The following is a 26293-nucleotide window of genomic DNA, read 5'->3' on the forward strand; positions in this document are numbered from 1 at the left end:
GATTTTTATTTCTATGATACCAGATAAACAATTTTTAATTGATACCGCCAATATGAAGATGCCTTATGGTAAATACAAAGGAATCTATTTAATAGATATTCCTGAATACTATATTGTTTGGTATAAAAACAAAGGGTTTCCGAGTGGTAAATTAGGCATGATGTTAGAATTGGTTTACGAGTTAAAATTAAATGGGTTAGAAGATATTTTAAGAAAAATCCGTAGAGTTTCTTAAATTTAATACATGAAGCCAGCTGAAGAATATATACTCAATCAACCAGAACCTTTTAAGTCTATTTTACTGCATTTGCAAGTGTTAATTGAAAGTAATTTTACCGATGTTGAATTAAAATATAAATGGAAAATTCCTGTGTATTATGTTAACGAACATCAACTATGCTATTTAAATGCTTCTCATAAAAAAGGATATGTAGATGTAGGTTTTTGGGCTAAAGGTATTTTAGAAGATTTTAATTCTTTTTTAATTTCTGAAGGAAGAACAGTGGTAAAATCACTTCGTTATACTTCTGCAGAAGATATTGACGAAAAAATACTGCTTCAAGTTTTACAGGAAGTTGCAAAACACCATCACAAAGGTTTTTGGAAAAAGAACTAATGAACTGTTATTTTATACTCTAAGGCTAATTCATTATTTATATATATATGTAAGCTTGTGTTCTTCTTTGGGTTTTTAAAATATATACTTGTGAAAGAATCATCTCGATTATCAATTTGAGCACTATATATTTTATTATCATGTAAATAAAGGTATTTAATGTCATTGATTTTCTTAGATTTTTTTAGTGTTAATTTAATTTTTTCTTTTTTATTGACTATAATTTCACCAATTTTAGGTTTTATAATTTCAATTTTATTTTTTAAATAAGCCTGTTGATAAAAAGGGTCATAGCAAAATTGGTTTAACTTTTTTTGTTCAATATGTCTATTCCATTTCTGATCAGAAGGAAAATGAGTGAGTTTTAATAAGTTTTTATCAGCGTTAAAAAAAGCATAGTTCATTTTTCTTTGCCAAACACCTTTATAAGTATATCCTGAACCGTAAGTGATATCAAAAAATAACCATTTATCATTTATTTTGACAGTATTCCAAACATGGTTTTTAGAATCAGGAATTACACCAATATCTCTAAAAGAGGTTTTAGTATATCCGTAAATTAATTCATTGTCTATGTTCATAAGATTACATAGTGTATAAAAAAGGTAAGCATATCCTGTACAAAGTCCTTTTTTAGTATAAAAAGTTTTTTTTGCTATTTCTTTTATTTTTCTTCTCTTTATCCACTCTAAATCATCTTTATCATAATAAAATACAAGTTCTGGAGATTTTAATAATTTAGAATTATAAGATAAATCATCATATTCTAAATTTAAGCCTATCCAAGTATATATAGCTCTAATCTTTTCTAAATCACTGTTTTTAAAGTCGTAATTAACTTTTTCTGCCAATTCTTTTATTGAATTTATTTCAGGGTAATGTTTAACAATATTATCAACCTTATGAAGATTTTGGGAGAAAATATTATGATTAACAAGAAATAAAACAGAAATAATTAGATAAGCTTTTTTCATTATTTTTTTTAAAATGTAAGATACGAAAATTACAGAAGTAAAAACTCCAACATAATTTCTTTATCAATAATTAAAAAGAGTTGCTTACTGTTTTCTGGAGGAGAAGTTGTAATTGTTGTAATGTTATTTTTAGTCGTAACAGTATTAGGCTTAATTGCATATCGATAACCGCTATATCCTAAAAATACTGATTTTGAAGATGGTAAATTTTTAAGTTTAATTTCTACTGTATTTTTACCATTTATAGTCCCTTTTTTAGGGGAAACCAATTGTAAGTTTGATTTAAGAAATGCTGAATGATAAATAGGTTGATTGTAAAAATCTTCTTTTTCTATCCTACCAACTCGTAATTGCCAAAGTGTATCTTCAGGATAATGTGTTTTAAAGTAATTACTTTTTGAAATGTTATAGTAATACTCATTAAAAGCAGATACCCAAACGTTATTAGTAACAGCACCGGCTGCCCAAGTAGCATCAATGTAAATCCATTTATCATCAAGTTTTACAGCGTTCCAAGCATGGTTTGAACTCGATTTAGAATTGTTAATATCGTTAGACGAATTTCTAACATATCCTTTTATAACTTTATTTTTAATTTCTAGTAAATCACAAACTTTAGCAAAAGTTTGTGCATAACCTTCGCAAAGTGCTTTTTTAGTAAGTAATGTTTCAGTTATAATTTCATCTTTTATTGCTTGAAGCTTTTCTAATCTTTCTTGTTCATTTCTATAACGAAAAGAAATTCTTTTTCTTCGAGGTTTAAAATATCCATCTAAATCGTATCGGATATTAGTAGCAAGCCAATAAAACGTAGCTTTTACTTGCTGTTCTTTTGAAGTGAAATCGTTAGAGATTTTTGTTGCTAAATCTTCAACCTTAATAAATTTTGGGTAGTTAGCTACTTTTTGTTCAATAAAAGAAAAATCTTGAGCGTTTGCTGTATAACTTAAGAGAAATAATAATATAAATAGTTGCTTCATAATATTCTAAAAACAATATTTAATATCAAAAATTGTGCCTCTAGGTTTTTTGTTATGCGATTTACTAAGAAATAAAATTAGCTATCTTTAGCTTTTTAAATACTAAAACAGATGAAAAAAATAATTTTCTCACTAGCGGTTATCGGCTCGTTGAGTTCATGTTTACAGGCACAAAAATCGACCAAAAAAGAATCGACAAATAATAAAACTACTAAGACAGTTGAAATTGATTCAGCTACCGTAAGAAAGCATTTATATACGTTGGCTTCTGATGAGATGGAAGGAAGAAAACCAGGAACAGAAGGAATGGAAAAAGCAACGCAATATATTGAGCAAGAATATAAGCGTATTGGATTAAAAACATTAGATTCTTTAGAAAGTTACCGTCAAAACTTTGAATACAAAGGAATAAAAATGAGTAATATTATTGGTTTACTAGAGGGTAAATCTAAAAAAGACGAGTTTGTAATTGTATCTGCACATCACGATCATTTAGGGATGAAAAAAGACGGAGAAGGTGATAGAATTTTTAACGGAGCAAATGATGACGCATCTGGTGTAACTGGAGTGCTAGCTTTGGCAGAATATTATGCAAGTAAAGGAACGAACGAACGTAGTATTTTATTTGTTTGTTTTACTGCAGAAGAAATGGGATTAGTTGGCTCTGAGTATTTTGGTAAAGGAATAAATGCTGAAAAATTTGTCGCAGGAATCAATTTAGAATTGATAGGTAAAGAACCTAAAACTGGTCCTAAAACAGCGTGGTTAACAGGTTTTGATAAGTCTGATTTTGGAAAAATAATTCAGAAGAACTTAGTTGGTTCTGGGTATCAATTATTTCCAGATCCGTATCCTAAATTTCAACTTTTCTTACGATCAGATAATGCTTCTTTAGCTCGTTTAGGAGTGCCATCGCATACTTTTTCTACAACTCCTATTGATATTGATACAGATTATCATAAGGTAACTGATGAAGCAGAAACATTAAATATGACGGTACTAACCGAAACTGTGAAAGCTGTTGCAAGAGGAACAGAAAGCATTATTAACGGAATTGATACACCTACCAGAGTTGAGATGAAATAAAGAAATTAGTTGTAGATTATTTAAAGGAGCTTAGAGCTCCTTTTTTTTGAACTTTTTTGTTTGATGAATATGAATTTTAAAATAAATGTAATATAATTTTACATAAAACGTTAAAATTATATTAAAATTTTATGTATTTTTTAAGTCAATAATTAAACCCCTTTTAAAAATGAAAAAGTATTTACTAAGTCTAACGGTTGTTTTAGCAATGGTTTCTTGTTCAAAAAATGACGAAACGTTAGATACAAAACAAGATCAAGAATTACTTACCAAGAAAGAAATCAATGCTAAAATTGATCTGTCACTTCAACAAACTGGAGATTTTGACTGGATGTCACAAGATGCTCACACAATTTTTAGTGCGGTTAGTCACGGAGAAAATGTGTTGACCATAGGTTATGGAGAAACAAAAAATAGTTATGCAAAAAGTGAAAACACTGAAAGCATTAAAGATGAATTAATTGCTTTAGTTAAAAGTTTTGAGCCAACTTCAGCTAAAGGAAATGATGATGTTTATGTTAATGAAAATATCAATTACATTGATATGAAGGTAAGCAGTAAAGAAGCAATTGAAGTTTTATTAAAAGATAGTAGAGTTCGCTACATTGAACCTGGAGCATATAATTACTTAGAGTCAACTTCACAAGCAAAGTCAGATTCTTCTGGGTCTTCAGGTTGTGGTTATGGTACAGCTACTTTAAATACTAGCGATTATCGTACGGTTTCACCAGGAGCAAGAGTACCTTGGTCTTTTGACAAGCATAATATTCCTCAAGCATGGAATTATAGTACTGGTGCTGGAGTTACGGTTGCTATTGTAGATTCTGGTTTGTCACCAGAGCAACGTTGGATGAATGAATATTTTAATGATGGATATTCTTCGGGAAGATTTGTTCAAAAATACGGAACTTTTGTAGATTCTTGGTGGGCATGGTCTAATAACTACGATGGTGTAAATGATAAATGTGGTCACGGAACAAAAATGGCTGCAGTTGCAACTGCACCTAGAAACAATGATAATTTACCAGTAGGAGTGGCTTATAACGCGAATTTAGTTACCTACAGAGCTGTTGAAAATGTAGTAATTGATGACTACCATGAAAAAAGAGGTGTGGTTGAAGCATTAACTGCGTTAGCTAATAGAAGCGATGTAAAAGTAATTTCAATGTCTATAGGATACCCTTTTAGTATTGGTAATGTTTCTGATGCTGTAAAATATGCTCATAGTAAAGGAAAAATGATTTTAGCTGCAGGCGGTACTTCAACTTCATTTACTACTTGGTATGGAGTGATTTTCCCTGCAAGCATGTCTGAAACTGTTGCTGTTACAGGTGTAAGAGAAAATCAGTATAACAAATGTGACGTATGTCATACAGGTTCTCAAATTGATTTTACAGTGCAAATGCAAAGAACTAACGGAACTGATAATAAAGTACCTGTGTTGAGTTATTATAATGGACAAGCTAATTATGTAGGAGGCTCATCGGTAGCGACTGCAACTACTGCAGGAATTGCTGCGTTGGTATGGGCAAAGCACCCAACTTGGACACGCGAGCAAGTTTTACAAAAAATGAAAGAATCCGCAGATTTTTATCCAAACAAACATTCAGAGTTTGGGTATGGAAATATTGATGCGCTTAAAGCAGTTCAATAAAAATCAATTAACTAGCCTAAGAAAAGCCTCATTTTGTGAGGCTTTTTGTATTTTTATAAGGTATGATTCTTGTAGTGTTTAAATAAAACAGAATTTATGAAAAGATACCGATATTTATTTTTACTGATATTTCTTTCTTGTGCATCACCAAAGATTGTATATGATTACGACAGTCAAACAAATTTTTTAAGTTATAAAACATTTAATTTTTTTGAAGATGCAGGAAAAGGATTGAGTGATTTAGATAAAAAAAGAATAGAGCAGGAGCTAATTAGCGGATTAGAAGCTAAAGGAATGAAGCTAGCTGAAAACCCTGATATGTATATAAATTTACTTTCAGAAGAAAGACCATCGTTAAATAGAAATACCATAGGTATCGGTATTGGAAGCGGAGGAAGAAATGTTGGTTTTGGTATTTCTGGAGGTATTCCTATAGAAAGTAGAAAAATCAATCAACAATTAACTATTGATTTTGTTGAAAGCAAGAACAATCAATTGATATGGCAAAGTATATCTAATAGTGAAATTAGAGAAAAGACAACACCAGAAGAAAGAGTAAAGCATTACAAAACAATTTTAAATAAAGTTTTAGCGAATTACCCACCTAAAAATTAAGAATCATGGCTTATAATGAGTTTTTATCAGATAGAATTTCTCAATTTTTTAAGGAAAAAGGAGTAAACTTTTATGAAAAAAAGATGTTTGGAGGTATGTGTTTTATGGTAAATGATAAGATGTGTGTAGGAGTAGTAAAAGATGAGGTAATGGCTAGAATAAATCCTGATATTTATGAAGAAGCATTGACTAAAAAAGGATGTAGTGAGATGAATTTTACGGGAAGACCTATGAAAGGTTATGTCTTTTTAAATGAAGATGCTACAGATTTAGATGAAGATTTACATAAATGGTTACAAATAGCGTTGGATTTTAATCCTTTAGCAAAATCTAGTAAAAAATAAAAACCTCCGAATCTCGGAGGTTTTTATTTATATAAAAATTACTTTTTTTAGAATTGGTAACGGATTCCTAAAGCAATATCAAAATCTAAGTCATCTCTAAAGTTTCCAAAACCAAATTCAGGTCTTACGTCTAAAGAAATTAAAAGCGGAATATCAAAATTATATTCTATACCTACATCACCAGCAGCAAAAATAAATGTTTCGCTATCATCACCATTAGATAAAGGGTTGTCAAAACTGAATGAACCAACACCACCACCAACACCAGCAAACCAATTAAAACGTCCGTCTAATTGCCATACCCATTGGTATAGACCTGCTAGTTTAAAGCCATCGTAACCTTTACCGCTTCTAAGACCAAGATCAAACTCTAATCTGTTATTATCACTTAGAGCTCTTTGATAAGAAATTTCTGCCCCAAAACCATCACTATCACCCAAACGTACACCAAGAGCATTTTTAGAAATTTCTTGAGCATTTGCTGAAAAAACTCCAGCTACAATTAAACCGATAATTAAAAGTGTTTTTTTCATAATTTAAAATTTAAAAATTTTGATTTTTGTTAGTACTAATATATAAATTTTATTTAACTAAAATTTTTGTTCCTTTTGAATGACTGTTAAATTCAGGAGCATACATGCTTTGTATAGTTGTAATACCATTACTAAAATCACCTGTATTATTAACTCTTACATCATATTCAAAAATATACACTCCTTTAGGTAAACGTTCAAAAAAGAAATTTGTTGCAGCGTCTTTGGTGCTTTGGTAATACCCTAAACCATCTTGCCATTTGTATTCTGATAAAACATCAATAGGTTCAACACCACTAGCTCTCATATCTTTCATATGAATAAACTCCATATCTCTATCTGAGCGTAATTCGATTCTTACGGTAATTAGATCTCCAATTTGTAAAATAGTTTGATCGGTTACTTCAATTAATTTTTTACCCGTGTCAGAATTTACTTTTTTAAATAATTTCTTTTGAAGTTTTAAAGGTGTTTCTGCGGAAGTAATTTTATCTAAATCTTCAAAATATTGCCAATACAATCCACCCCAAGCTATTCCTTTGTCTTTTTTTGTGATGGAAACCGTACTCATTTCTGGGGTAATTTCATGACCATTCCATGAGGTTTTAAAGTAGCCTGTTCCCGCTTCAATTTTTGTGTTTTCTAACGTTGATGGATTAATTGTTTGATTGCCAATTGTAACATCAACCATATCGGTTATAGAAATCCAGTCGCTTCCTTGTAATAACAAAGCGTACACAGCTTCTGTTGTTGCTTTGGTGGTTTTCCAACGATTGGTTTGCTTGTTTTTAAGTAACCAAATTTTAAGGTTATCAATAGTTGCAGTGTCTTTTTCAATTTCTGAAAAAGCTTCAATTAGTAACGCTTGGGTTTCAATAGGTGCTTGATGCCAGTACCAACTTGGTTGGTTTTCTTTCCAATACATGCCCAATTCTTCCGAAGTAATACTAGTTTCTTTTAAGGATTTTAAAATTTTAGTAGCTACAGGTGTATTTTCATTTCTAAACTGTACTAAGGCAATTTGTCCTTTTGCGTATAAATTATACTCTTTCCAATAAGTTGTAGTCTGATTTTTATAATAATCTATAGCTTTTTGAGTAGTATTTTTAATAGCGATATTTTTATAAAAACTACGCATGTACAAATACTGAATAGTAAAATAATTCAGATGATTTTTCTTTAAATACTCTTCATATTCTTTTTGCCCTTTGGTTGTTTTAATACGATTCGCATTTTCCAATAACTTTTGATACATTTCTTCAATTTCAGCGTCTAAAAATGAGATAGCGTTTACAAGCATTGTTTTTGTAGCCTTATCCATTTCAGTTACACCTAGTTTTTGCAAATGCCCAAAACCAGTAGCAATGTGATTGGTGATATAGGTATTCGGATAATTACTTCCTTTAAACCAAGGAAATCCACCGTTGCTTAGTTGCATTTCGGTTAATTTTCCCAATACTTTTTCTTGCTCGTTTTTCATCTTGTTGAGATCGAACAACAGCGCAATACGCTTTTTCTGCTCAGTTTCTGATTGTGCATCACGCAACCAAGGTGTCTCTTGAATAATCAAGGATTTTAGTTCTTGGTTTTTCTCTAAATTACTTAATAAAGCATCCGAAGATTTCCAAGCATTAAATACTTCTTGAATTCTCGGGTTTGAATTGGCAATATAACTTGCTAATGTATTTGCATAATATCTTGCAAAAGTTTGCTCAGAACACTCATACGGATATTCCATTAAATACGGTAAGGCTTGTACCGCATACCACGATGGGTTTGAAGTTACCTCTAAAGTTAACTTATGGTTTTTTAATGTTGATGAGGTATTGTTTTTTAACTTATCTAAACTAAAGGTTTTAGTTTGATTTGATTTTACCCATATAGGTAGTGTTTCGGTAACCAACATTCGGTTTGATAACACAGGTAGTACGTTTTGTTCTCCGTCTGAAAAATCGCCTGCTTTTGCTACAATTTTATACTGAACAGCTTGTACAGTATCTGGAATTGATAAGTTCCAAGAAATATTGGTGTTTCCGTTAGCATCCACAGTAAAAGATTGGTTTTTTGTAGAGTTTGTAAACAAATCAATTTCTTTTCCTGTAATTGCATCTGTAAGGACTAATTGCGCTACACCTTGTAAGTTTTTATCGGATATATTAGCGATTTTAGAACTGAACTTAATTTTATCACCTTCTCTTAAAAAACGCGGAGCATTGGGTAACACCATCAATTCTTTTTGAGTAACGGTAGTTAAGGTTTTTGTAGCCGACTGTAATTCTTTCGTATGTGCAAGTAATTGTAGTTTCCAACGTGTTAACGCTTCAGGAGTAGTAAAGCTAAAACTAACATTTCCTTTATTGTCAGTTTGTAAATTCGGATAAAAAAACGCAGTTTCTTGAAGGTTTTTACGAATCTGTATTCCATCTAATGAAACTTTTTCTTCGTTAGTTTTTTTATTTTCTATACCAGTAACAACAACTTCATCTAGATTGTTTTTATTTGAATCAAAAGCGATTTCTTCAATCATTGCTTCGTTTTCTACAACCTCCATTTTTCTTGCTCCTCTTAAAAGAATATTTCTGTTTCTAGAAAAACTAAACCCAAACCAGTTTAAACGGTCGTATTGTTGGTTATGGTAAAGGTGGCTAGTGTAGTTTCTGTTATAAATTCTAAAATGTTCGTTGCCAAAACTTTGATAGGCATTTGCATTATTTCCGTTTGAATAATAATTAGGAACATTAATCGGATTGAATTGCCAATTATGCGGTTTAAATTCATCTAATGAGGCATCGTACATGCTCGCCAAAACTTCGGCTGTAACTTTGTTGTTTTTATCATTTTTAATGGTAAAACTCCAAGTTTCTTCTGCTCCAGGTTGTAATTTATCTCTAAAAGTAGCCGTTTCAATGCTAATACTTTCTTGTTCATTAGTAACAAAAACTGGAATATTACCGCTTACAAAACTGTTGTAATTCACAAAATAGTAGTTAATAGCAAATCCGCCAGCATCATCTTTTGTAACAGGAATTTCAATGTTTTTTACCTCATTATTTAGATGGATAAGTTCGGTTTTTACAGTTTCATGATTCTTTTCTATTTGAACTATAACAGTAAGGTCTTTAGAAGCAGAACCTATTTGTAAGCAAACAGTTTCGCCAATTTTGTAGCTTGTTTTATCGATGTTATAAACAAATAGCTGATTGTCTGTTACCTTGTTTTTAGAGGAGTTTATCAACGTAAATCGGTTTTTATCGGTAACTGTTTGCCCGAAATCATCTTTAGATTCTAAGATAACAATGTATTTACCTGAGTTCCATTGTTTGTAATTTTTTAAGACGATTTCTTTTGAGTTTTTGGTATTAAAATCCTGCTGAAAAACCAGTGTTCCTTTTTTCCAATTATCTGAATTTTCTTCTTCAGAAGTATAAACCTCATGTGGAAATAATTTTCTGAATTCAGCTTCAGAAATATCTTGATAATCGGGAGTGTTCCAAGGTCTTTTACGAAGTGGATTTTCAGGTGCTTGTAGTTTATATATTTTGATGCTTCCTTTCGCAGGAACAAATTCACCATTTAAATTTTTACTGCTAATTTCAATCTTGGTTTCTTTGTTCGATTTGTTTATTGTTGAAGGAATTTGTAAAGTCGCCAACAACGCATGATACCCAACTTTTACAAAGGTGGTTGCAGAGCGAGTTTCTCCGTTAATATCGGTTACATCGGCAGTAATTTCATATTCAAAAACGGGTAAACTTTTCTTGTCAACACTTTCATCTGGTATAGCTTTAAAAGTAATATTGAAGTTTCCTTTAGCATCGGTTGTTAATTCTCCATGAGTAATTTCTTGCGCTTCGGATGTAAAATGAGGTTTACGCCAATACCACCAACGCGGATATTGCACTTTTCGGTGTACACGATATACTACTTTGGCATCGGTTATATTCGCACCTGCAAAAGCTTTGGCAAATCCGTGAACTGTAATACTATCGTTTAATTTATAGGTTTTGGTAACAGGTTCAAATTCGGTTTTAAACTTAGGACGTTTGTATTCTTCTACCGAAATAGGAGAGATGTATTCGTCTTGAGTAAAATAAAAATCGGCGTTGTCATAAAACTTGCTTTCTGTCTTTTCACTTTCGTCAATAGAGAAGGAATATTCACCTGTCAATCCGCTATTGGCTAGTATAAACTCACCAGATACAGCACCGTATTCGTTTAATTTAAGCTCTAAGGTGTGCACTTTTTCATCGTTAACATTATTCAGGGTTATTTGTACGAATTCATTGGTAAACGGTGTAGATTTATCTCCCTCTTTTTTTATGAAAATTGCTTTAAAATATACGGTTTGACCAGGTCTGTAAATACTTCTATCCGTAAAAATAAAAGGTTTTATTTGAATTGAATTGTTGCTTTCAGTTGTAGAATTTTCATGGTGTTTGTATAAATAATAATTACCAAAAATAGCTGAATCGTTATTGGTAGTAACTGTTGCATATACATTACCGTAATTATCATCACTTTTAAAAGAGGTAAATCCGTTTTTGTCGGTTATTAATTTTTTATAGATGCTTTTTCCGTATCTGCGTTGCTTGTTTTGTAGTAAAACTTCTGCTTTTTTAACAGGTTTTCCGTTATTTCTATCTACAACTTGATAGGTTCTAATTCCGTTATTGTTGTTTTCAATCAATACCAAATTGGTAACTTGTATCGTTGCAAAAGCATATAAATTGGTTGCATTAAGAGTTGGGTTTTGATGTGTTATAATTAGGTGTTTACCTTGTGCTAGTTTCGGAACAATAACCTCAGTAGTGTGCTGTAAATAATCATTCTCGTTTCGTAAAGAACTGTTCCATGAAGTAGCTTTTTCTAAAGATTGAATAAGTTGTATTTGTTCTTTTTCAATATGTGTTTTATGTAGCTTTTCTAATTGTTTCGTATTGATTTTGTATGCCGAAAAATATAATTTATCAATATTTGTGTAAGTAACTAATACTTTTGAAGGAGTAGCGATTGGAATAAATTTTTCTGCTTGAATGCTAATTGTTGGATGCGTTATTTGTTGTTGTAAACTAGCACATTTTTTTGCTCCTATACTTTTTGGAAATTGAGTATTTACACTTTCACAAATAACTAAGGCTTCTTTGTTTTTAAATCTAAAATCTTCGTTCTTGTCTGTTTGATATGAACTAGCTTGTTGATTATAAATACGAGCTATTTCATAATTATACAATCCTGAAACCTCGTTGTTTTTGTAATTTTCAGCAGAAGTTTTTAGCGTTTTTAGAAATTCTTCTTGTTGGTTGCTAAAAGTAGCATGTTGTTGTACAAAATGTAATCGTTGAATATCTACATCAACCAGGGCGTTTAAATTCTTATTCTTTTGATGAAAATCAATTAATTTTTGATAGATTTTTAAGGCATTGAATTGCAAAGACAAATCATCTTTTGTGCTAAGATTCAGTTTAGCAAACTTTTTAGCTTCACTTAAATAAGTAGCATCATCAATTTTAAATTGATAAGAAGGCTTCGTTATTGTGGTTTCTGAAGTTTTATAAAATTCTAAAGCGTTATGAGCTAAAAAATCGAAAAGGGTAGGACGATATTTTTTAGCACCTTTTTGAGCGTGAATAATATCGCCAAAAGTGTATATATCTGTGGTTTGTAATTCAGCTTCGTTTTCTAAAGATTTTTGATAATAGGTATGGGTTTCAGTAAAAAGCGTTAGTAAATCCCAAGTTCTAAAATCATTGGTGTCAACTTTTTGTTCGGTTTGTGTTCTATCGTAAAACTTCCATCTATTTTCATTAAAATATTGCCAATACAGGTTGGCTAATACGTTTTCTAATACATTCTTGGTAGGAAAAGTACTGTTACTGATTTCTTTTTTAAATTCATTGATGATTTTTAATTGCGCTTCTTCCTCTAAGGTTAGTGAATATTTACTTTTATAAAATAAAGCTTTTACTGTTTGAGGAGCGTTGTTGCTCTTTTTTGCTTTACTGTATATAGTTTCAACAATTTTTAAAGCCGATTTAGGTAAGTTTTCAACTTCAAACTTATGCACTTTTTCCCATAAATTAGTGTAGTTGTCTTGTGCATTTAAGAAGGTTGAAAATAAAATCATTAGTACTATTGATGCTGTTTTTTTCATAACTGGTTCCATTTGTGTGTTCAAATCACGGATAAAATGTGTTTTTTAGCAATCAAAAATGTATAAAAACGTCTTTTGATTGAGTGAAATGAACTTTTCAATGAGTTTCGTTTTAAAGATAGTTAAAATCTTTCTTGGTTTTGTATTTTTGACTTTGATATCAGACAAGACGAACACATGAAAATTCATTTTATAGCAATAGGTGGTAGTGCAATGCATAACCTTGCTATTGCTTTACACCAAAAAGGATACCAAATAACAGGAAGTGATGATACTATTCACGATCCGTCTAAATCGAGATTAGCTAATAAAGGTTTGTTGCCAGAAGAGTTTGGGTGGTTTCCAGAGAAAATATCATCAAATTTAGATGCTATCATTTTAGGAATGCATGCAAAACCAAACAATCCTGAGCTGTTAAAAGCACAAGAGTTGGGGTTGAAAATCTATTCATATCCAGAGTTTTTACATGAGCAGTCTAAAGATAAAACTCGTGTGGTAATTGGTGGTTCGCATGGTAAGACTACCATAACATCTATGATTTTACATGTGTTGAATTATCATGATAGAGAAGTAGATTATATGGTAGGTGCTCAGTTAGAAGGTTTTGATACCATGGTGCATTTAACTGAAGAAAATGAGTTTATTGTTTTAGAAGGCGATGAGTATTTAAGCTCACCGATTGATATGCGTCCGAAATTTCATTTATACAAGCCTAACATAGCTTTGTTAAGCGGAATAGCTTGGGATCATATTAATGTGTTTCCAACGTTTGAGAATTATGTAGAACAGTTTTCAATTTTTACAGATTCGTTAACCAATGGTGGAATAATGGTGTATAATGAAGAAGATACAGTTTTAAAAGAAGTTGTAGAGAATTCTACACATCCTATAAAAAAGTACCCATACACAACTCCCGATTATTTTATTGACAATGGAACCACCTATTTAACAACTTCGGAAGGAGATTTACCATTAGAGATTTTTGGAGAACACAACTTACAAAATTTAGCAGGTGCTAAATGGATTTGTCAGCATATGGGAATTGATGAAGATGAGTTTTACGAAGCCATAGCTAGTTTTAAAGGAGCGAGTAAACGCTTAGAAAAGATAGTTGAGAATTCATCAACAGTTATTTTTAAAGATTTTGCACATAGCCCAAGTAAAGTAAAAGCGACCACTACTGCAGTTAAAGATCAATATTCTAATAGAAATTTGTTAGCTTGTTTAGAGTTGCATACGTATTCAAGTTTAAACGCTGAATTTTTATCAGAGTACAAAGGTACATTAGATAATGCGGATAAAGCAGTGGTTTTTTATTCACCACATGCAGTTAAAATAAAACAGCTAGAAGAAGTTACTAAAGAACAAATAGCTCAAGCTTTTGAACGTGATGATTTGATTATTTACACAAATCCGCAAGAGTTTAAAGAGTTTTTATTTAGTGAGAATATAGAAAATACAGCAGTATTATTGATGAGTTCGGGTAATTACGGAGGTTTAGATTTTGATGAGGTTAAGAGTTTGGTTTAAACTTTCTTCGATACCAATTGATGTCTGTTAATCTAGAAAAAACAAACTTGAAGTAAGATTTTTTGTAGAAGAGTCTTTTTAAGATTGGTAATCTCTTACTAAACCATAAATATTTTTTAGTAGTGTTTTTTGTTGAGGTCAAATATTTTAAAAAATCAGAATAGTACTGATTAGAAAAAGCGTCGTTTAATTCAGGAATATGTTTTGGTTTACTCAGAACACTAGTGTTAATTTTTAGTCCAGCTTTTAGTTGTTTTGACAACTGTGATTCTTCTATAATAAAGTCAGATGTTAGTTTATTTCCTAGTAAGAAAACGTCGTAAGCTACTTTTAAGTTAATACTTCTTAAAGTATAACCATCATCGTTTATATATTTTGAAAAGATTGTTAGTTTTATTTTATCAGAGGTAGATAAAGTATGGATGTTTTTAGTTTCTTGTAGGGTAGGAGCTACTGTGTCATAGTTGAAAAAAGTTGCTTTGGATGAAACAAGCATCTCTTTATGAATTTCAATCGCAGCAATTCTTTTTGGATTAACAATTCTTGGTAAATGTCTATGATCGTCAAAAAGTTCAGAGATTTTCTCTGTATATCCAGATGAAACTAGAATTTTATTAGCTTCATCTGCTAAATTTTTCTCTACCAAAAAATCAATATCACCTACCATTCGCTCAGCGATATCATCATATAATCCTTCCAATAAATTACCAGTTCCTTTTAAGAAAATAGGAGTAATTCCTTTGCTTGTTAGTAGTTCATTAATTTCTTTAGCTTGTTCAATGATTTGTTGATTGCGCTCTCTGTTTAAATCGGTAATATATTTCATATACTCAACCAAATCATTGGGGAGGTACTTCAAAAAATCAACACGTTTTAAGTTACAATATAGTGCAGGAAAAACGTAGTGTGAAGTACTTATTTTAATAATATTATCCCAATTAATATTTCCTTTTTTTAGTTGTTCTTCAACTAAAAAACGATTGTGTTTTTCGTGAGTAATGGTCAAGCATTTTCCAATAAAAAATAAAGTGTCTTTATAATTCATTGTCAAATATTTTTGAAACTGTTGTAATCATTTGATTGTTGTCTGAGTAGGTTAGTTGGTAAAAATTTAGCTCAGAAAACCAATCTAAAAACACCTTTGCATTCTCTTTGATAGGAGATAACCAAGAATCTGGTACTAGTTGTTCAAAAGCATTTAAATTTGAAATTTTATGACAGATTAATCCACTGTCTTTTTCATATTTAATAAACACCAAGTTTTTACAAGGCAAATGTTTTGTGTAGTTTGAGTTTTGAGGAGGTAAGTACCTTACAATTTTATTTAATCGTTTAAAATTATATTCAGCAGATGTTTTAAGTTCAGGGTAAATAGGTAAAAGAGTTTCTAAACTATTTTTCTTTATGGATATAGCAGAAGGAAAGCTGTAAACTTCTTTATTTTTAATAGCTACAGGAACAAAATCATCAGCTAAACAAGTAAATCCACCTGCTTGTAACAAAGCTAAAGATGTGCTTTTTCCGTTTCCAGAATCTCCCAGAAATAACATAGCTTCATTTTCATTACTAATTGCTGATGCATGGAAAACTCCCATCCATTCGTCTTCTGTTTTTTGGTGGATTAACTCCACAATTTTCATTGAGAATTTACCTTGAAAATAATGAACTTTATCATGAGACCATAATCCTATAAATTCATTATCAACAATTAATGCTGTATCGTTCTTATCATTAAACACATTAAAGTTGTGGTCATATTTATTTACAGAACTGATTTCTAAATGAGCGAACTTAGGATGGACCAAATAAAGTTCATATTCAGTAGCAAAATCTATTTTAAAAATTAGATCATTTATTTTATAAAAAACAGTTTTATAAAAGATTTCTGGTTTTTTAATATGCCTTTTTTTAATCTCTTTAGGGTTCGAATTAGAAGTTGTTATTAATGAAGTAACATCATCAACTAAATTAGCAATGGTAGGTTTAGGAATTTTTGTTTTTTCTGCGATAGAATTTATAACTTCTTCTCTATTAGTACCATTCTTTACTAAATTTAAAATTTCACTAACGATGGGTTCAACTACAATATACTCGTTAGAATCTTCAAACCAGACAATAGATTTATCTTCAATATTTTTAATAAGCATAGGGTATAAAAATAAAAAACCTTAAGAAATTTCTTAAGGTTTTTTTATTAACTTTTAATCAAAACCACCACCCGGGGTTTCTGGTCCAGGACTTTGAGCTTGAGCTTTTTGAGGATTTAGAATCATATAAGTTCCTAAAGCTGTTAAAGCAGCATATTTGCTATAGTTTCCTATTTTTTTTAAGGCCTCTTTTCTGGTAATATCTTTATTATCAACTTTTTTCATGATTTCTAGTTTTTTTAATCTAAAATAATTTTAGTGCTTGTTTTTCCTAAGTCAGAAACTAATTCAATAAGATATACTCCTGAAGTTAGTTTAGGTGCTTTGATTTCTGAATAACCATCAGAGCTAAAAGTTCTATTTAAAACTTGTTTTCCAGATAAAGAGAACATTTTTAATTTAATGTTTTTTTCCTGTAAACCAGTAACTATAATATTACTGCTTCTTTCAGGTTTGTATAGTTTAACCTCATTAATTGAAGTCGCTATAGGTAATTGTATATCTAATTTTTTAGCGCTTGTGTATAAATAAAATCGCCCAGTATCACTTAAATCAACAGTAGGAGTAATTGAGTAATTCTCTTTTGATAAATTAGTAAATGTTTGTGTAGTTTTATCTTCTAAATACACATTTAAATTTGAAGGTAAGTTTTTACTGTTTATTGAAAATATTACTTCTTCACCTGATTTTGCTTTTACACCAATAGGAATAATCATACTTTCATAATCGTTATTAGGTAATGTTTGTATAGCTAAATGTTTACCTTGATTATTATTAAGCAACTCAGTAAAAACAGCTAATTTAGAATTATCTTCTCCGAACATTTTAGAATCATAGCCGTTATCATAGCCAGTAGTTTTATTTGAGAGATAGAAAACCTTTGTAGATCTTTTAATTTCATTATTATCAACAAACAACTCTATAGAAGGAATTGGCTCTTGTTTCATAAAAGTATCTACTCCTTGATGACCTTGATTAGCGAAAGAGAATATAACATTATTACTTGTAGACGCTTCTACAAAGAATGCTTGACCTGGAGCAATTTCGATATCATCTACAGCATTTTTAGTTATATATTGTGTTCCATCCCAAAGCCATATAGTTTCACTAGCAAGAATAGCTGTGTTTGCAGCAGAAAAACTAGCTGAATTTATATACGATGTGTAAGGATTACCTAATAAATTAAAATTAGTTCTACTTCCGGTAGAAATTGGTGTAGAAACATTAGAAGTATTAGCTGTACCTGTGAATGAAGCTGTACCAGGAGTAGCTAATTTAATAGAATATCCTTTTCCGTTAGTTAAAGAACCTGTATTACCGCTTTGAGCATATAACCATGCTGGTCCGGTAATATTGCTGTATGGTGCAAATCCTAAATTACCACCAGCACCTGAGGCTAATGTATGATTGGCAATAATGTCTTGAGTAGTCTCACCGCTAACAGGTGATGATACTAAATACCAATTAGTAGTTGCCAAATCTCTTTTATAAGTAATACTACCAGTAACAGTACTTTGCGGAATAAAACTAGCTCCGGTGTTAATTGTAAGGGTATTAAATGTAACAGCAGATGAAGCTGTTGGGTAGTTTGTAATTCCTGAAGGTATTACTATATCAGCACTAGATGAAGGGACAGCATTGTAATTCCAGTTTGATGAGGTGTGCCAATCATTGTTGTTACTACCATTCCAAATATAAGTTCCAGTAATTGTTATAGTTTGGTTAGAAGAATTAGGACAGGTTCCATTAGTTGTGTAAGTAACTGTATAGGTATTCGGAAGGGAAGCAGATACATCAATTTGTCCTGTTGTACCATTAAGACTTAGTCCAGCTGCAGAACTAAATGTTCCTCCGGCTAATCCAGTAATAGTAGGTGTTGGGTCAGCATCGGTAGATGCATATGAGGATGCACTATAGTTAAAAGAAGCATCGTCTAAATTGTTAATTGTTACTGAAACATTACTTGAGTTCGGACATGTTCCTGCAGTTGTATACGTTACAGTATACGTTCCAGCTGTAGAAGCTGATACATCAATTTGTCCAGTAGAACCACTAATAGTTAGTCCAGCTGTTGAACTAAATGTTCCTCCACCTAATCCAGTAATTGTAGGTGTTGGGTCTGCCGCATTCTTACAATAAGAAGAGGCACCATAAGAGAAAGAAGCATCATCTAAGTTATTAACAGTAACAGTAACAGTATTACAACTTCCGGGAGTAACACAACCTCCCTCTCCTCGAATATAGTACGTAGTTGTCATCGTTGGACTTACATTGAAAGTACCTGTAGCAGTGGTTCCTATTTGAGTTCCTCCACATGAACCAGTATAAATATGCCAATTAGTAGCGTCATTTAAACTTCCGGTAATATTTAAATTAGTGTTATTTCCTGTACATATTGATGAATTTGTAGCCGATACTGTTGGTGTATCAGGTGCTGTACATGAAGAAATAGCAGTTCCGGAAAAGTTTCCAGGTACGACAGAAGGAAAACTTGAATCTCCAGAGGTCCAGTTTGAAGAATTATTAATCATTGCAGCACAATCTCCTAAAGTAGAGTTACAAGTAGTGCTACCAGAGTAATAGCCTTCAACAGTGATTATTTGAGCATTTACACCATCTGTCAATCCTGTTCCAGCTAGTGTATTTCCAACATCATCTCCGATAAATGATAAAAAGGTACCTGGTGCAGCTCTAGTACCAGTAACTGCAAAAAGTTCATCAATATTGGCAGTAGTAAAGCCTAGTTCGTCTTCAGTCGCAGTGCCTGTAGAAGCACTAATAGTAAATTCATCGTTAGCATTTTCAATTGTTATTACAGTACCTTTTAAAATTGTACTTCCTGTATCGTTTACCCATAAAACTTCTCCTTCACTAGTTGTTGAAGCAAAAGCAGCGCCTGTCCATTCTTCATCTATAAATCTTATAGATGTTGTATTTGGGCAATCATCTAATAAAATAAAAGCAAAACCATCAGGAGTATCATTATATGCAACAAATGCAATATCTCCCGGTGCATCAATTGCCCCATTATTATTTTGAGCTTGTAAACTGTAGGTAAATGTCAAGAACAAAAAACAATAGAGAATTATTTTTTTAAAAGTAATTTGTTTAATCATTTTAAGTTTGATGTTAGTGTTTATAATTCTAAATATTCATATTTAACATTAAAATACCCCAAAGAATAAATATTTAGAAAAAATATTCAGTTGGGGTTGTAAAATGTTGTTTTTCAGTTGATTGTTAATTTCTAGAAGGATAGATTCCTTGAAGACAAATAATATATCTTACCACTGTGTATGGTTGTCTGTTATCGAAAGACTGGTTTCCTCCATTATTTAGTGTTGTACCATTTCCTGTAACAGTCACTGGTAAAGTTTGACCCCCATATTTAGCATTTGGTGTAGCTTCAGAAGCAAAACGATCACCACCATTATTAGCAAGTACTCCTGCTCCTGGGTTTGATTCATCCTCATCACCTGAATTAGTGTTTACAGGGATATCAACTGCACCAGCTAAACCTGTTAGAGAAAGCGTGTGGTTATGAGAAGGCATTTGAGTAATCGTTAAAGTTCTTAACTCGGCACCTCCTTTAGCCGCTTGTGGATAATTTTGCAGCCCTGGTCCTTGTCCAGCACTTATAGCAACTCTACCTCTAAAATCAGGTAAAGCAAAAGTTGTTCTACAATCACCACCGTATTGACAACCTATAATTGAAAACAATGCTTGATTTTGATTAATAGATAATAATTGACCATCGCAAAACGCCCATCCACGAGGAGCAAAGTTTCCCCCAAACATTCTAATTTCTCCTAAAAAAGGGGTTTGTGAATTAACAGAGTTGTTAGATAAAAAGAAACAAATAAATAGCAGCCCGATAATTTTTTTTATTGAGTTCATGATATGATAATTTTAGTTATAAAAAAAGTTTAGTTTAGCTTCTAGAAGGAAATGTTCCTTGTAAGCAAATTATATATCTCACTACTGTATATGGCTGTCTATTATCAAAAGACTGGTTTCCTCCATTGTTTAGTGTTGTACCATTTCCAGTAACAGTCACTGGTAAAGTTTGACCTCCATACTTAGCATTTGGTGTAGCTTCAGAAGCAAAACGATCACCACCGTTATTAGCTAATACTCCAGCTCCTGGGTTAGATTCGTCTTCATCACCTGAGTTAGTGTTTACAGGGATATCAACTGCACCAGCTAAACCAGTTAGAGAAAGTATGTGGTTGTGAGAAGGCATTTGAGCAACAGATAAAGTTCTAAATTCTGAACCACCTCCTGGTCCTTGTCTATAATCTTGTAACCCTGGACCACGCCCTGCGCTTATAGCAACTCTACCTCTTAAATCAGGTAATGCAAAAGTTGTTCTACCGTCTCCTCCATACATTGTTCCTATAATTGAAAACAAAGCAGTGTTAGAAGAGATCGCTAGTAATTGACCGTCACAAAATGCCCATCCTCTAGGAGCAAAGTTTCCTCCAAACATTCTGATTTCTCCTATAAAACCTTCTTGAGCTTTAACTGAAGTGTTTGATAAGAAAATTAAAAGGAATGCTCCGAATAGTTTGATTTTAAGTTTCATGATAAATTAATTTGGTTAGTTTCAACCAAATATATCACTATAACCGCTCGTTATTTCGGAGGTAAAACCCTTTTAATGAACAGGAAATATACCTTTTGTGAAGTTTAATTTTTACGCCAAAAGAAAGGAGTTAATAAAATTAAGACAGTAAACAATTCTAAACGACCAATTAACATTAAAAAAGAACAAAACCATTTAGCTCCTATTGACAAATGGTTAAAATTATCTACAGGACTAACGCTACCAATTGCAGGTCCTATATTACCTAATGAAGAAGCACAGGCACCTAATGCAGAAGACAAATCAAGCCCAAAGAATGCTAATATTACGGTACCGATGATAAAAATTAACATGTACAAAACAAAGAAAGAAAGTATGTTAAATACAATTGTTTGATTAACAGCTTTTCCGTCATAACGTACAGGTATAATAGCATTAGGGTGTAATGACTTTTTAAACTCTAAAAAGCTGTTTTTTAACATGATGATATGGCGTACTATTTTTACTCCTCCAGAGGTAGATCCTGCAGATCCTCCTAAGAAAAATAAAGAGAAGAATATAGCGGTTACAAAAAAGCTCCACATGGTAAAATCGGCAGTTACAAAACCTGTGGTTGTAACAACTGAAATTACTGAAAATAACGAGTGACGAATAGCACTTTCTGTCTCACCCCATACTTTTGGGTGTTCAATTGTAGTTTGTAAGTTTGGATCCTGAAAAAAGATAATCATTATCGCAACAATTGCAGAAATACCAGCAATTCCAAATAAATAATATTTGAATTCTTCGCTTTGAATTACTTTTCTCACTTTACCTTTTAAAGCAAAATAGGTAAGTACAAAATTTGTACCTGCTATGAACATAAAAAAGATAATAATGTACTGAATCAAAGGTGTTCCATTCCAGTGAGCTACACTTGCATTTTTTGTTGAAAAACCACCGGTGCTTACTGTTGCCATAGCGTGATTAATAGCATCAAACCATGTCATGCCAGCAACTTTTAATAAAAGGAATTCAACACTTGTTAACAGTACATATATTAACCATAAACGTTTAGCTGTATCGGTAATTCTTGGGTGTAATTTATCTGCTGAAGGTCCTGGAGCTTCAGCCATAAAAAGCTGCATTCCTCCAATACCTAATAAAGGCAAAATAGCGATGGTTAGTACAATAATTCCCATACCTCCAATCCAGTGAGTACAACTACGCCAAAACAAAATACCTTTTGGCATCGATTCGATATCTGTTAAAATTGATGATCCTGTAGTTGAGTACCCAGAAATGGTTTCAAAAAATGCATTGGTAACATTTGGGATGCTTTCGGTAAGTAAATAAGGTAACATTCCTGTAAAAGAAAGTGTTAGCCAACCTAAAGATACAATTAAATATCCTTCTTTTTTGTTGATGTTTTTGTTATCTGGTTTGTTAACAAAATAAAGAAGTGAACCTAAAGCAATGGTTATAATTCCTGCATTTAGAATTCCTAATTTAGCAGGTTCATCATAATAAAAGCTAAAGGGTAAAGCAAGCCACATAAACAATCCGTTTAGGATAGCTGTTACTCCTAAAAAACGATAAACTAATTTAAGGTTAAGGTTTTCCATTAGTTGAATAAATCTTCTACAATTGTTATGGCTTCTGGTAAGCAGAATACAATAGCTTTATCACCACTTTGCAATTGAAAATCACCAAAAGACATTAAAGCTTCTCCGTTTCTTATAACTCCACCAATAATAGCTTCTCTAGGAAAACGTAATTCTTTAATTATTTTTTTGGTAACCTTAGCTCCTGGTTGTACTTCAAATTCAAAAACTTCGGCATCAACGTTGTGTAAATTTGCTAAAGCTACAATTTCTCCTTTACGAATATGTCTGAAAATATTACTTGCAGCAATTAGTTTTTTGTTGATAAGTGTATCTATACCAATAGTTTGAGAAATATTAATGTAGTCCATATTTTCAACAAGGGCTACGGTTTTTTTAACTCCTTTAGATTTTGCTACTAAACAAGACATAATGTTTGTTTCAGAATCACCAGTTACTGCAATGAATGCATCCATTTCTCTAATACTCTCTTCTTCTAACAACTCTAAATCTCTACCATCACCATAAATAACCAGTGTGTTACGAAGATCTTCGGCTAATTGCATAGCTTTATCTTTGTCTTTTTCAATAAGTTTTACCTTAAAGTTGTCTTTACAAAGTTTTCTTGCAGTTTTTCTTCCAACGCCACTACCTCCTAAAATCATTACATTGGTAATGTCTATATGCTCTTTACCAATAATAGGGTAAAGTTTATCGATACTATATTTTGGAACAGAAAAATAAACTTGATCGTTCATTTTATATTCTGTGTCACCTCGTGGAATTATCGTTTGAGAAGTTCCTTCTCGTTTGATAGCTATGGTGATAAAATCTACCAAACTATACTTGTCTTTAGCTTCTTTTACGGTTAAATCTAAAATTGGAGATTTATAGCCTAAGGTAGTTCCCATAATATTGAAAACACCATTTTCAAAGGCTACTGTATCGTTAAAAGATGATTGATTTAATAATAGCTTTATTTCTTCAGCAGCTAATTCTTCTGGAGAAATCATAAAATCAACACCATATTCTTTAAAATCGATACAAGGGTTGTCTAAAAATTCAGGGTTGCTAATTCTCGCAATAGTTTTTTTAACCCCTAAAGCTTTACCAATTACTGATATGGTAAAGTTTGTATTAGGACTTTCGGTTACTGCTAAGAGCAGGTCTGCAGAGTTTATACCGATTTCTTTCAATAGTTTTATTGAAGTTGCATCACCTTTTTTGGTAATTACATCTAAGTGATTGTTCAGATAATCAAGTTTTTCACCATCAAAATCTATCACATATGTATCTTGAGCCTCGTAAGAGAGGAGTTTAGCCAAATGAAAACCTACGTCTCCAGCCCCGGCTATTATAATCTTCATATTAAAATTTAAAAAAGATAGACTGCAAAGATACTGTGCTTCTTTTGGTTGTGCAAAAAATGAATTATATTTATGTGCAACGATATTTAAAAATGAAATGAAAAAGATTTCTATAAAATCTTGGGCGTTAGATGATAGGCCTCGTGAAAAGCTTTTGTTAAAAGGGAAAAGAGTTTTGTCTGATGCAGAATTGATAGCAATTTTAATTGGTTCGGGTAACAGAGAAGAAAGTGCGGTTGATTTAGCTAAAAGAATATTACTATCGGTAAACAACGATTTAAATGCTTTGGCTAAATTATCGGTGGAGGAATTGATGAAATTTAAAGGAATAGGAGAAGCTAAAGCAATATCAATCGTTACTGCGTTAGAGTTTGGTAAGCGCAAACAGTTTGATGATAAAACGAGTATTCCTAAGATTAGTAGTTCTATAGATGTAGCCAATATTATGCAGCCACTCATTGGCGATTTACAGCATGAAGAATTTTGGGTGTTATATTTAAATAATTCGAATAAAGTTTTAGCGAAGCATCAATTAAGCAAAGGTGGATTTACAGCTACATTGGTAGATGTAAGACTGATTTATAAAAGAGCTTTAGAACTTTCTTCGGTAGGACTAATTGTGTGTCATAATCATCCATCAGCAAAGTTAGAACCAAGTCAATTGGATATTGAGTTGACTAAAAAAATAAAACAAGCTGGTGTAACATTAGATATAAAATTGCTAGATCACCTAATAATTACTGAAAAAGCGTATTTTAGCTTTGCAGATGAAAGCATCTTATAGTCGTTGTTAGTTGCGACTCGTTTTTAACAAGTATGATACTAATTTACACTCATAAAGTAACTCCAAGAGTTCGCTATATTTTCAAGCATATTTTTACACGAATTTTACAAGTAGAAATCGATTTTACAGGTAAAGTAGAAGAGTTTGTCGCGTATAACGGACCTAAATTTTCGTACACAAATGTTGCTTTAGGAAAGGAGTTTTTTGTTAAAAGTAATGATCTATTATTTCAACAAGGAATTAAAGATGTAGAGGTACATATGCAAGAATGGGATGGAATTCCTTGCTTTTTTTCAACTGTTGAAGCTTCTGAAATTCCGTTTGATATTTTTGCTGCAAGTTTTTATTTGGTCTCAAGGTATGAAGAGTATTTACCACATATTAAAGATCAACACGGACGTTTTTCTGCAGCGCAAAGTATAGCATATCAACATGGTTTTTTAGAAAAGCCTTTGGTAGATATTTGGGCATACAAATTTTTAGAAGTTTTAAAATTCAAGTTTCCAGATTTTGAGCACAAAACAAGAAGTTATCAATACATTTCTACTATAGATGTTGATAATGCTTTCGCTTATAAACACAAGAGTTTTGTTAGAACTTTAGGTGGATTTTTAAAAGACGTTTCTCAGTTAAAAATTTTTACTATTTGGGACCGTTTTGCTGTATTATTCAATCTTAAAAAGGATCCGTTTGATACTTTTCAAAAAGCTATTGAACTAAAGAAAACATATAAAGTCCGCACAATTTTTTTCTTTTTAATAGGTGATTATACAACATTTGACACGAATGTTTCGGCATCTAAAGCAAAGTTTAAATTATTAATAAAAGACATGGTAGATTATGCTCGGGTAGGTTTACACCCGTCATATTACACCATGAACGATGTTTCGTTGTTAAAAAAAGAAAAAGAACGATTAGAAGCAATTACCAATATGCCAATTCATCGTTCAAGACAGCATTATTTAAGGGTTTCTTTGCCTGAAACATATCAGCAATTAATCGATTTAGAAATTACAGAAGATTATTCGATGGGTTATGCGAGTCATGTCGGATTTAGAGCGAGCACTTGTACACCTTTTTATTTTTACGATTTAGATTTTGAAATTCAAACTCCGTTAAAAATATTCCCGTTTGCTTTAATGGACACAACTTTGAATGATTATATGAAACTAACACCAAAACAATCTTTGGGGAAAATTCGTGATTTAAAAAACGAAGTAAAGAGAGTAAACGGAACTTTTATCACCTTATTTCATAATGAAAGCTTGAGTAATTATTTAAGATGGAGAGGATGGAATAGAGTATATAATTCAATGTTGAAAATAGTAAGAGAGGAACAATAAT

21 protein-coding genes are annotated in these 26293 nt (G+C 31.6%); 9 read left to right on the forward strand and 12 right to left on the reverse strand.

What is annotated here, in order from left to right; genetic code table 11:
- The first annotated feature begins 13 nt into the window (after positions 1 to 13).
- Together ACKTST_RS03340 and ACKTST_RS03345 are read left to right on the forward strand one after the other, a co-directional pair.
- Positions 14 to 235, forward strand: coding sequence for a DUF3820 family protein (locus ACKTST_RS03340; protein ID WP_408046592.1), 222 nt, complete (start codon positions 14 to 16; stop codon positions 233 to 235).
- A 9-nt stretch (positions 236 to 244) separates the two neighbouring features.
- Positions 245 to 616 carry a DUF1801 domain-containing protein gene (locus tag ACKTST_RS03345; RefSeq protein ID WP_408046383.1) on the forward strand — a complete coding sequence of 124 codons (372 nt, stop codon included), beginning with the start codon at positions 245 to 247 and terminating at the stop codon, positions 614 to 616.
- Here the strand turns inward: ACKTST_RS03345 and ACKTST_RS03350 are convergent.
- Entirely contained in the window at positions 613 to 1590 is a 978-nt protein-coding gene (locus tag ACKTST_RS03350; RefSeq protein ID WP_408046384.1) for a transglutaminase domain-containing protein, read from the reverse strand. The genes ACKTST_RS03345 and ACKTST_RS03350 overlap by 4 nt on opposite strands.
- 29 nt (positions 1591 to 1619) lie before the next feature.
- Positions 1620 to 2570, reverse strand: a complete 951-nt coding sequence (locus ACKTST_RS03355) for a transglutaminase domain-containing protein (RefSeq protein WP_408046385.1) — start codon at positions 2568 to 2570, stop codon at positions 1620 to 1622.
- 111 nt (positions 2571 to 2681) lie between these two features.
- Here ACKTST_RS03355 and ACKTST_RS03360 point away from each other — a divergent pair, with 111 nt between their 5' ends.
- The 4 genes from ACKTST_RS03360 (at position 2682) to ACKTST_RS03375 (ending at position 6269) form a co-directional block, all read left to right on the forward strand.
- On the forward strand, positions 2682 to 3656 hold the full coding sequence (locus tag ACKTST_RS03360) for a M28 family peptidase (RefSeq protein WP_408046386.1): 975 nt from the start codon (positions 2682 to 2684) through the stop codon (positions 3654 to 3656).
- A 169-nt stretch (positions 3657 to 3825) separates the two neighbouring features.
- On the forward strand, positions 3826 to 5310 hold the full coding sequence (locus ACKTST_RS03365) for a S8 family peptidase (protein WP_408046387.1): 1485 nt from the start codon (positions 3826 to 3828) through the stop codon (positions 5308 to 5310).
- A 96-nt stretch (positions 5311 to 5406) separates the two neighbouring features.
- On the forward strand, positions 5407 to 5925 hold the full coding sequence (locus ACKTST_RS03370; RefSeq protein WP_408046388.1) for a DUF4136 domain-containing protein: 519 nt from the start codon (positions 5407 to 5409) through the stop codon (positions 5923 to 5925).
- A 5-nt stretch (positions 5926 to 5930) separates the two neighbouring features.
- Positions 5931 to 6269, forward strand: coding sequence for a TfoX/Sxy family protein (locus tag ACKTST_RS03375; RefSeq protein ID WP_408046389.1), 339 nt, complete (start codon positions 5931 to 5933; stop codon positions 6267 to 6269).
- Between the two features lie 47 nt (positions 6270 to 6316).
- Here the strand turns inward: ACKTST_RS03375 and ACKTST_RS03380 are convergent, their stop codons facing one another.
- Both ACKTST_RS03380 and ACKTST_RS03385 read right to left on the reverse strand, forming a co-directional pair.
- Entirely contained in the window at positions 6317 to 6802 is a 486-nt protein-coding gene (locus ACKTST_RS03380; protein ID WP_408046390.1) for a hypothetical protein, read from the reverse strand.
- Positions 6803 to 6851: 49 nt separating this feature from the next.
- Entirely contained in the window at positions 6852 to 12953 is a 6102-nt protein-coding gene (locus ACKTST_RS03385) for an alpha-2-macroglobulin family protein (protein WP_408046391.1), read from the reverse strand.
- Positions 12954 to 13130: 177 nt separating this feature from the next.
- Between ACKTST_RS03385 and ACKTST_RS03390 the strand changes: the two genes are divergently transcribed.
- Entirely contained in the window at positions 13131 to 14483 is a 1353-nt protein-coding gene (locus ACKTST_RS03390; RefSeq protein WP_408046392.1) for a UDP-N-acetylmuramate--L-alanine ligase, read from the forward strand.
- Here ACKTST_RS03390 and ACKTST_RS03395 read toward each other — a convergent pair.
- The 8 genes from ACKTST_RS03395 to trkA form a co-directional block, all read right to left on the reverse strand.
- Positions 14467 to 15528 (reverse strand): nucleotidyltransferase family protein, encoded by a 1062-nt coding sequence (locus tag ACKTST_RS03395; protein ID WP_408046393.1) that lies wholly within the window; start codon positions 15526 to 15528, stop codon positions 14467 to 14469. The two genes, ACKTST_RS03390 and ACKTST_RS03395, sit on opposite strands and share 17 nt — an antisense overlap.
- Positions 15518 to 16630 (reverse strand): hypothetical protein, encoded by a 1113-nt coding sequence (locus tag ACKTST_RS03400; RefSeq protein ID WP_408046394.1) that lies wholly within the window; start codon positions 16628 to 16630, stop codon positions 15518 to 15520. The genes ACKTST_RS03395 and ACKTST_RS03400 overlap by 11 nt, the downstream gene beginning before the upstream one ends.
- A 54-nt stretch (positions 16631 to 16684) precedes the next feature.
- Positions 16685 to 16855, reverse strand: coding sequence for a hypothetical protein (locus tag ACKTST_RS03405; RefSeq protein ID WP_408046395.1), 171 nt, complete (start codon positions 16853 to 16855; stop codon positions 16685 to 16687).
- Positions 16856 to 16869: 14 nt separating this feature from the next.
- Positions 16870 to 19746 (reverse strand): T9SS type A sorting domain-containing protein, encoded by a 2877-nt coding sequence (locus ACKTST_RS03410; RefSeq protein WP_408046396.1) that lies wholly within the window; start codon positions 19744 to 19746, stop codon positions 16870 to 16872.
- Positions 19747 to 19870: 124 nt separating this feature from the next.
- A complete protein-coding gene (locus ACKTST_RS03415; RefSeq protein ID WP_408046397.1) occupies positions 19871 to 20527 on the reverse strand; it encodes a phage tail protein in 657 nt (218 codons plus the stop codon).
- Between the two features lie 34 nt (positions 20528 to 20561).
- Positions 20562 to 21215 carry a phage tail protein gene (locus tag ACKTST_RS03420; protein WP_408046398.1) on the reverse strand — a complete coding sequence of 218 codons (654 nt, stop codon included), beginning with the start codon at positions 21213 to 21215 and terminating at the stop codon, positions 20562 to 20564.
- A 104-nt stretch (positions 21216 to 21319) separates the two neighbouring features.
- The gene (locus tag ACKTST_RS03425) at positions 21320 to 22819 is read right to left on the reverse strand and encodes a TrkH family potassium uptake protein (RefSeq protein ID WP_408046399.1); all 1500 of its coding nucleotides are present in this window, start codon (positions 22817 to 22819) and stop codon (positions 21320 to 21322) included.
- Complete coding sequence (trkA, locus tag ACKTST_RS03430) at positions 22819 to 24165, reverse strand: Trk system potassium transporter TrkA (RefSeq protein ID WP_408046400.1); 1347 nt, start codon at positions 24163 to 24165, stop codon at positions 22819 to 22821. Before trkA ends, ACKTST_RS03425 begins: the two co-directional genes overlap by 1 nt.
- Before the next feature lie 97 nt (positions 24166 to 24262).
- On the opposite strand from trkA, the gene radC reads away from it, so the two are divergent.
- Both radC and ACKTST_RS03440 read left to right on the forward strand, forming a co-directional pair.
- Positions 24263 to 24949 carry a RadC family protein gene (radC, locus tag ACKTST_RS03435; RefSeq protein WP_408046401.1) on the forward strand — a complete coding sequence of 229 codons (687 nt, stop codon included), beginning with the start codon at positions 24263 to 24265 and terminating at the stop codon, positions 24947 to 24949.
- A 32-nt stretch (positions 24950 to 24981) separates the two neighbouring features.
- Entirely contained in the window at positions 24982 to 26292 is a 1311-nt protein-coding gene (locus ACKTST_RS03440) for a polysaccharide deacetylase family protein (RefSeq protein WP_408046402.1), read from the forward strand.
- Position 26293: the final 1 nt, after the last annotated feature.

The organism is Tenacibaculum crassostreae (genome assembly GCF_964512405.1).
GTDB classification, from domain to species: Bacteria; Bacteroidota; Bacteroidia; order Flavobacteriales; family Flavobacteriaceae; genus Polaribacter; species Polaribacter crassostreae.

Coding starts and splice junctions, on each gene's coding strand:
- ACKTST_RS03340 (WP_408046592.1), top strand. CDS start 14: ATGATACCAGATAAACAATTTTTAATTGATACCGCCAATATGAAGATG.
- ACKTST_RS03345 (WP_408046383.1), top strand. CDS start 245: ATGAAGCCAGCTGAAGAATATATACTCAATCAACCAGAACCTTTTAAG.
- ACKTST_RS03350 (WP_408046384.1), bottom strand. CDS start 1,590: ATGAAAAAAGCTTATCTAATTATTTCTGTTTTATTTCTTGTTAATCAT.
- ACKTST_RS03355 (WP_408046385.1), bottom strand. CDS start 2,570: ATGAAGCAACTATTTATATTATTATTTCTCTTAAGTTATACAGCAAAC.
- ACKTST_RS03360 (WP_408046386.1), top strand. CDS start 2,682: ATGAAAAAAATAATTTTCTCACTAGCGGTTATCGGCTCGTTGAGTTCA.
- ACKTST_RS03365 (WP_408046387.1), top strand. CDS start 3,826: ATGAAAAAGTATTTACTAAGTCTAACGGTTGTTTTAGCAATGGTTTCT.
- ACKTST_RS03370 (WP_408046388.1), top strand. CDS start 5,407: ATGAAAAGATACCGATATTTATTTTTACTGATATTTCTTTCTTGTGCA.
- ACKTST_RS03375 (WP_408046389.1), top strand. CDS start 5,931: ATGGCTTATAATGAGTTTTTATCAGATAGAATTTCTCAATTTTTTAAG.
- ACKTST_RS03380 (WP_408046390.1), bottom strand. CDS start 6,802: ATGAAAAAAACACTTTTAATTATCGGTTTAATTGTAGCTGGAGTTTTT.
- ACKTST_RS03385 (WP_408046391.1), bottom strand. CDS start 12,953: ATGAAAAAAACAGCATCAATAGTACTAATGATTTTATTTTCAACCTTC.
- ACKTST_RS03390 (WP_408046392.1), top strand. CDS start 13,131: ATGAAAATTCATTTTATAGCAATAGGTGGTAGTGCAATGCATAACCTT.
- ACKTST_RS03395 (WP_408046393.1), bottom strand. CDS start 15,528: ATGAATTATAAAGACACTTTATTTTTTATTGGAAAATGCTTGACCATT.
- ACKTST_RS03400 (WP_408046394.1), bottom strand. CDS start 16,630: ATGCTTATTAAAAATATTGAAGATAAATCTATTGTCTGGTTTGAAGAT.
- ACKTST_RS03405 (WP_408046395.1), bottom strand. CDS start 16,855: ATGAAAAAAGTTGATAATAAAGATATTACCAGAAAAGAGGCCTTAAAA.
- ACKTST_RS03410 (WP_408046396.1), bottom strand. CDS start 19,746: ATGATTAAACAAATTACTTTTAAAAAAATAATTCTCTATTGTTTTTTG.
- ACKTST_RS03415 (WP_408046397.1), bottom strand. CDS start 20,527: ATGAACTCAATAAAAAAAATTATCGGGCTGCTATTTATTTGTTTCTTT.
- ACKTST_RS03420 (WP_408046398.1), bottom strand. CDS start 21,215: ATGAAACTTAAAATCAAACTATTCGGAGCATTCCTTTTAATTTTCTTA.
- ACKTST_RS03425 (WP_408046399.1), bottom strand. CDS start 22,819: ATGGAAAACCTTAACCTTAAATTAGTTTATCGTTTTTTAGGAGTAACA.
- trkA (WP_408046400.1), bottom strand. CDS start 24,165: ATGAAGATTATAATAGCCGGGGCTGGAGACGTAGGTTTTCATTTGGCT.
- radC (WP_408046401.1), top strand. CDS start 24,263: ATGAAAAAGATTTCTATAAAATCTTGGGCGTTAGATGATAGGCCTCGT.
- ACKTST_RS03440 (WP_408046402.1), top strand. CDS start 24,982: ATGATACTAATTTACACTCATAAAGTAACTCCAAGAGTTCGCTATATT.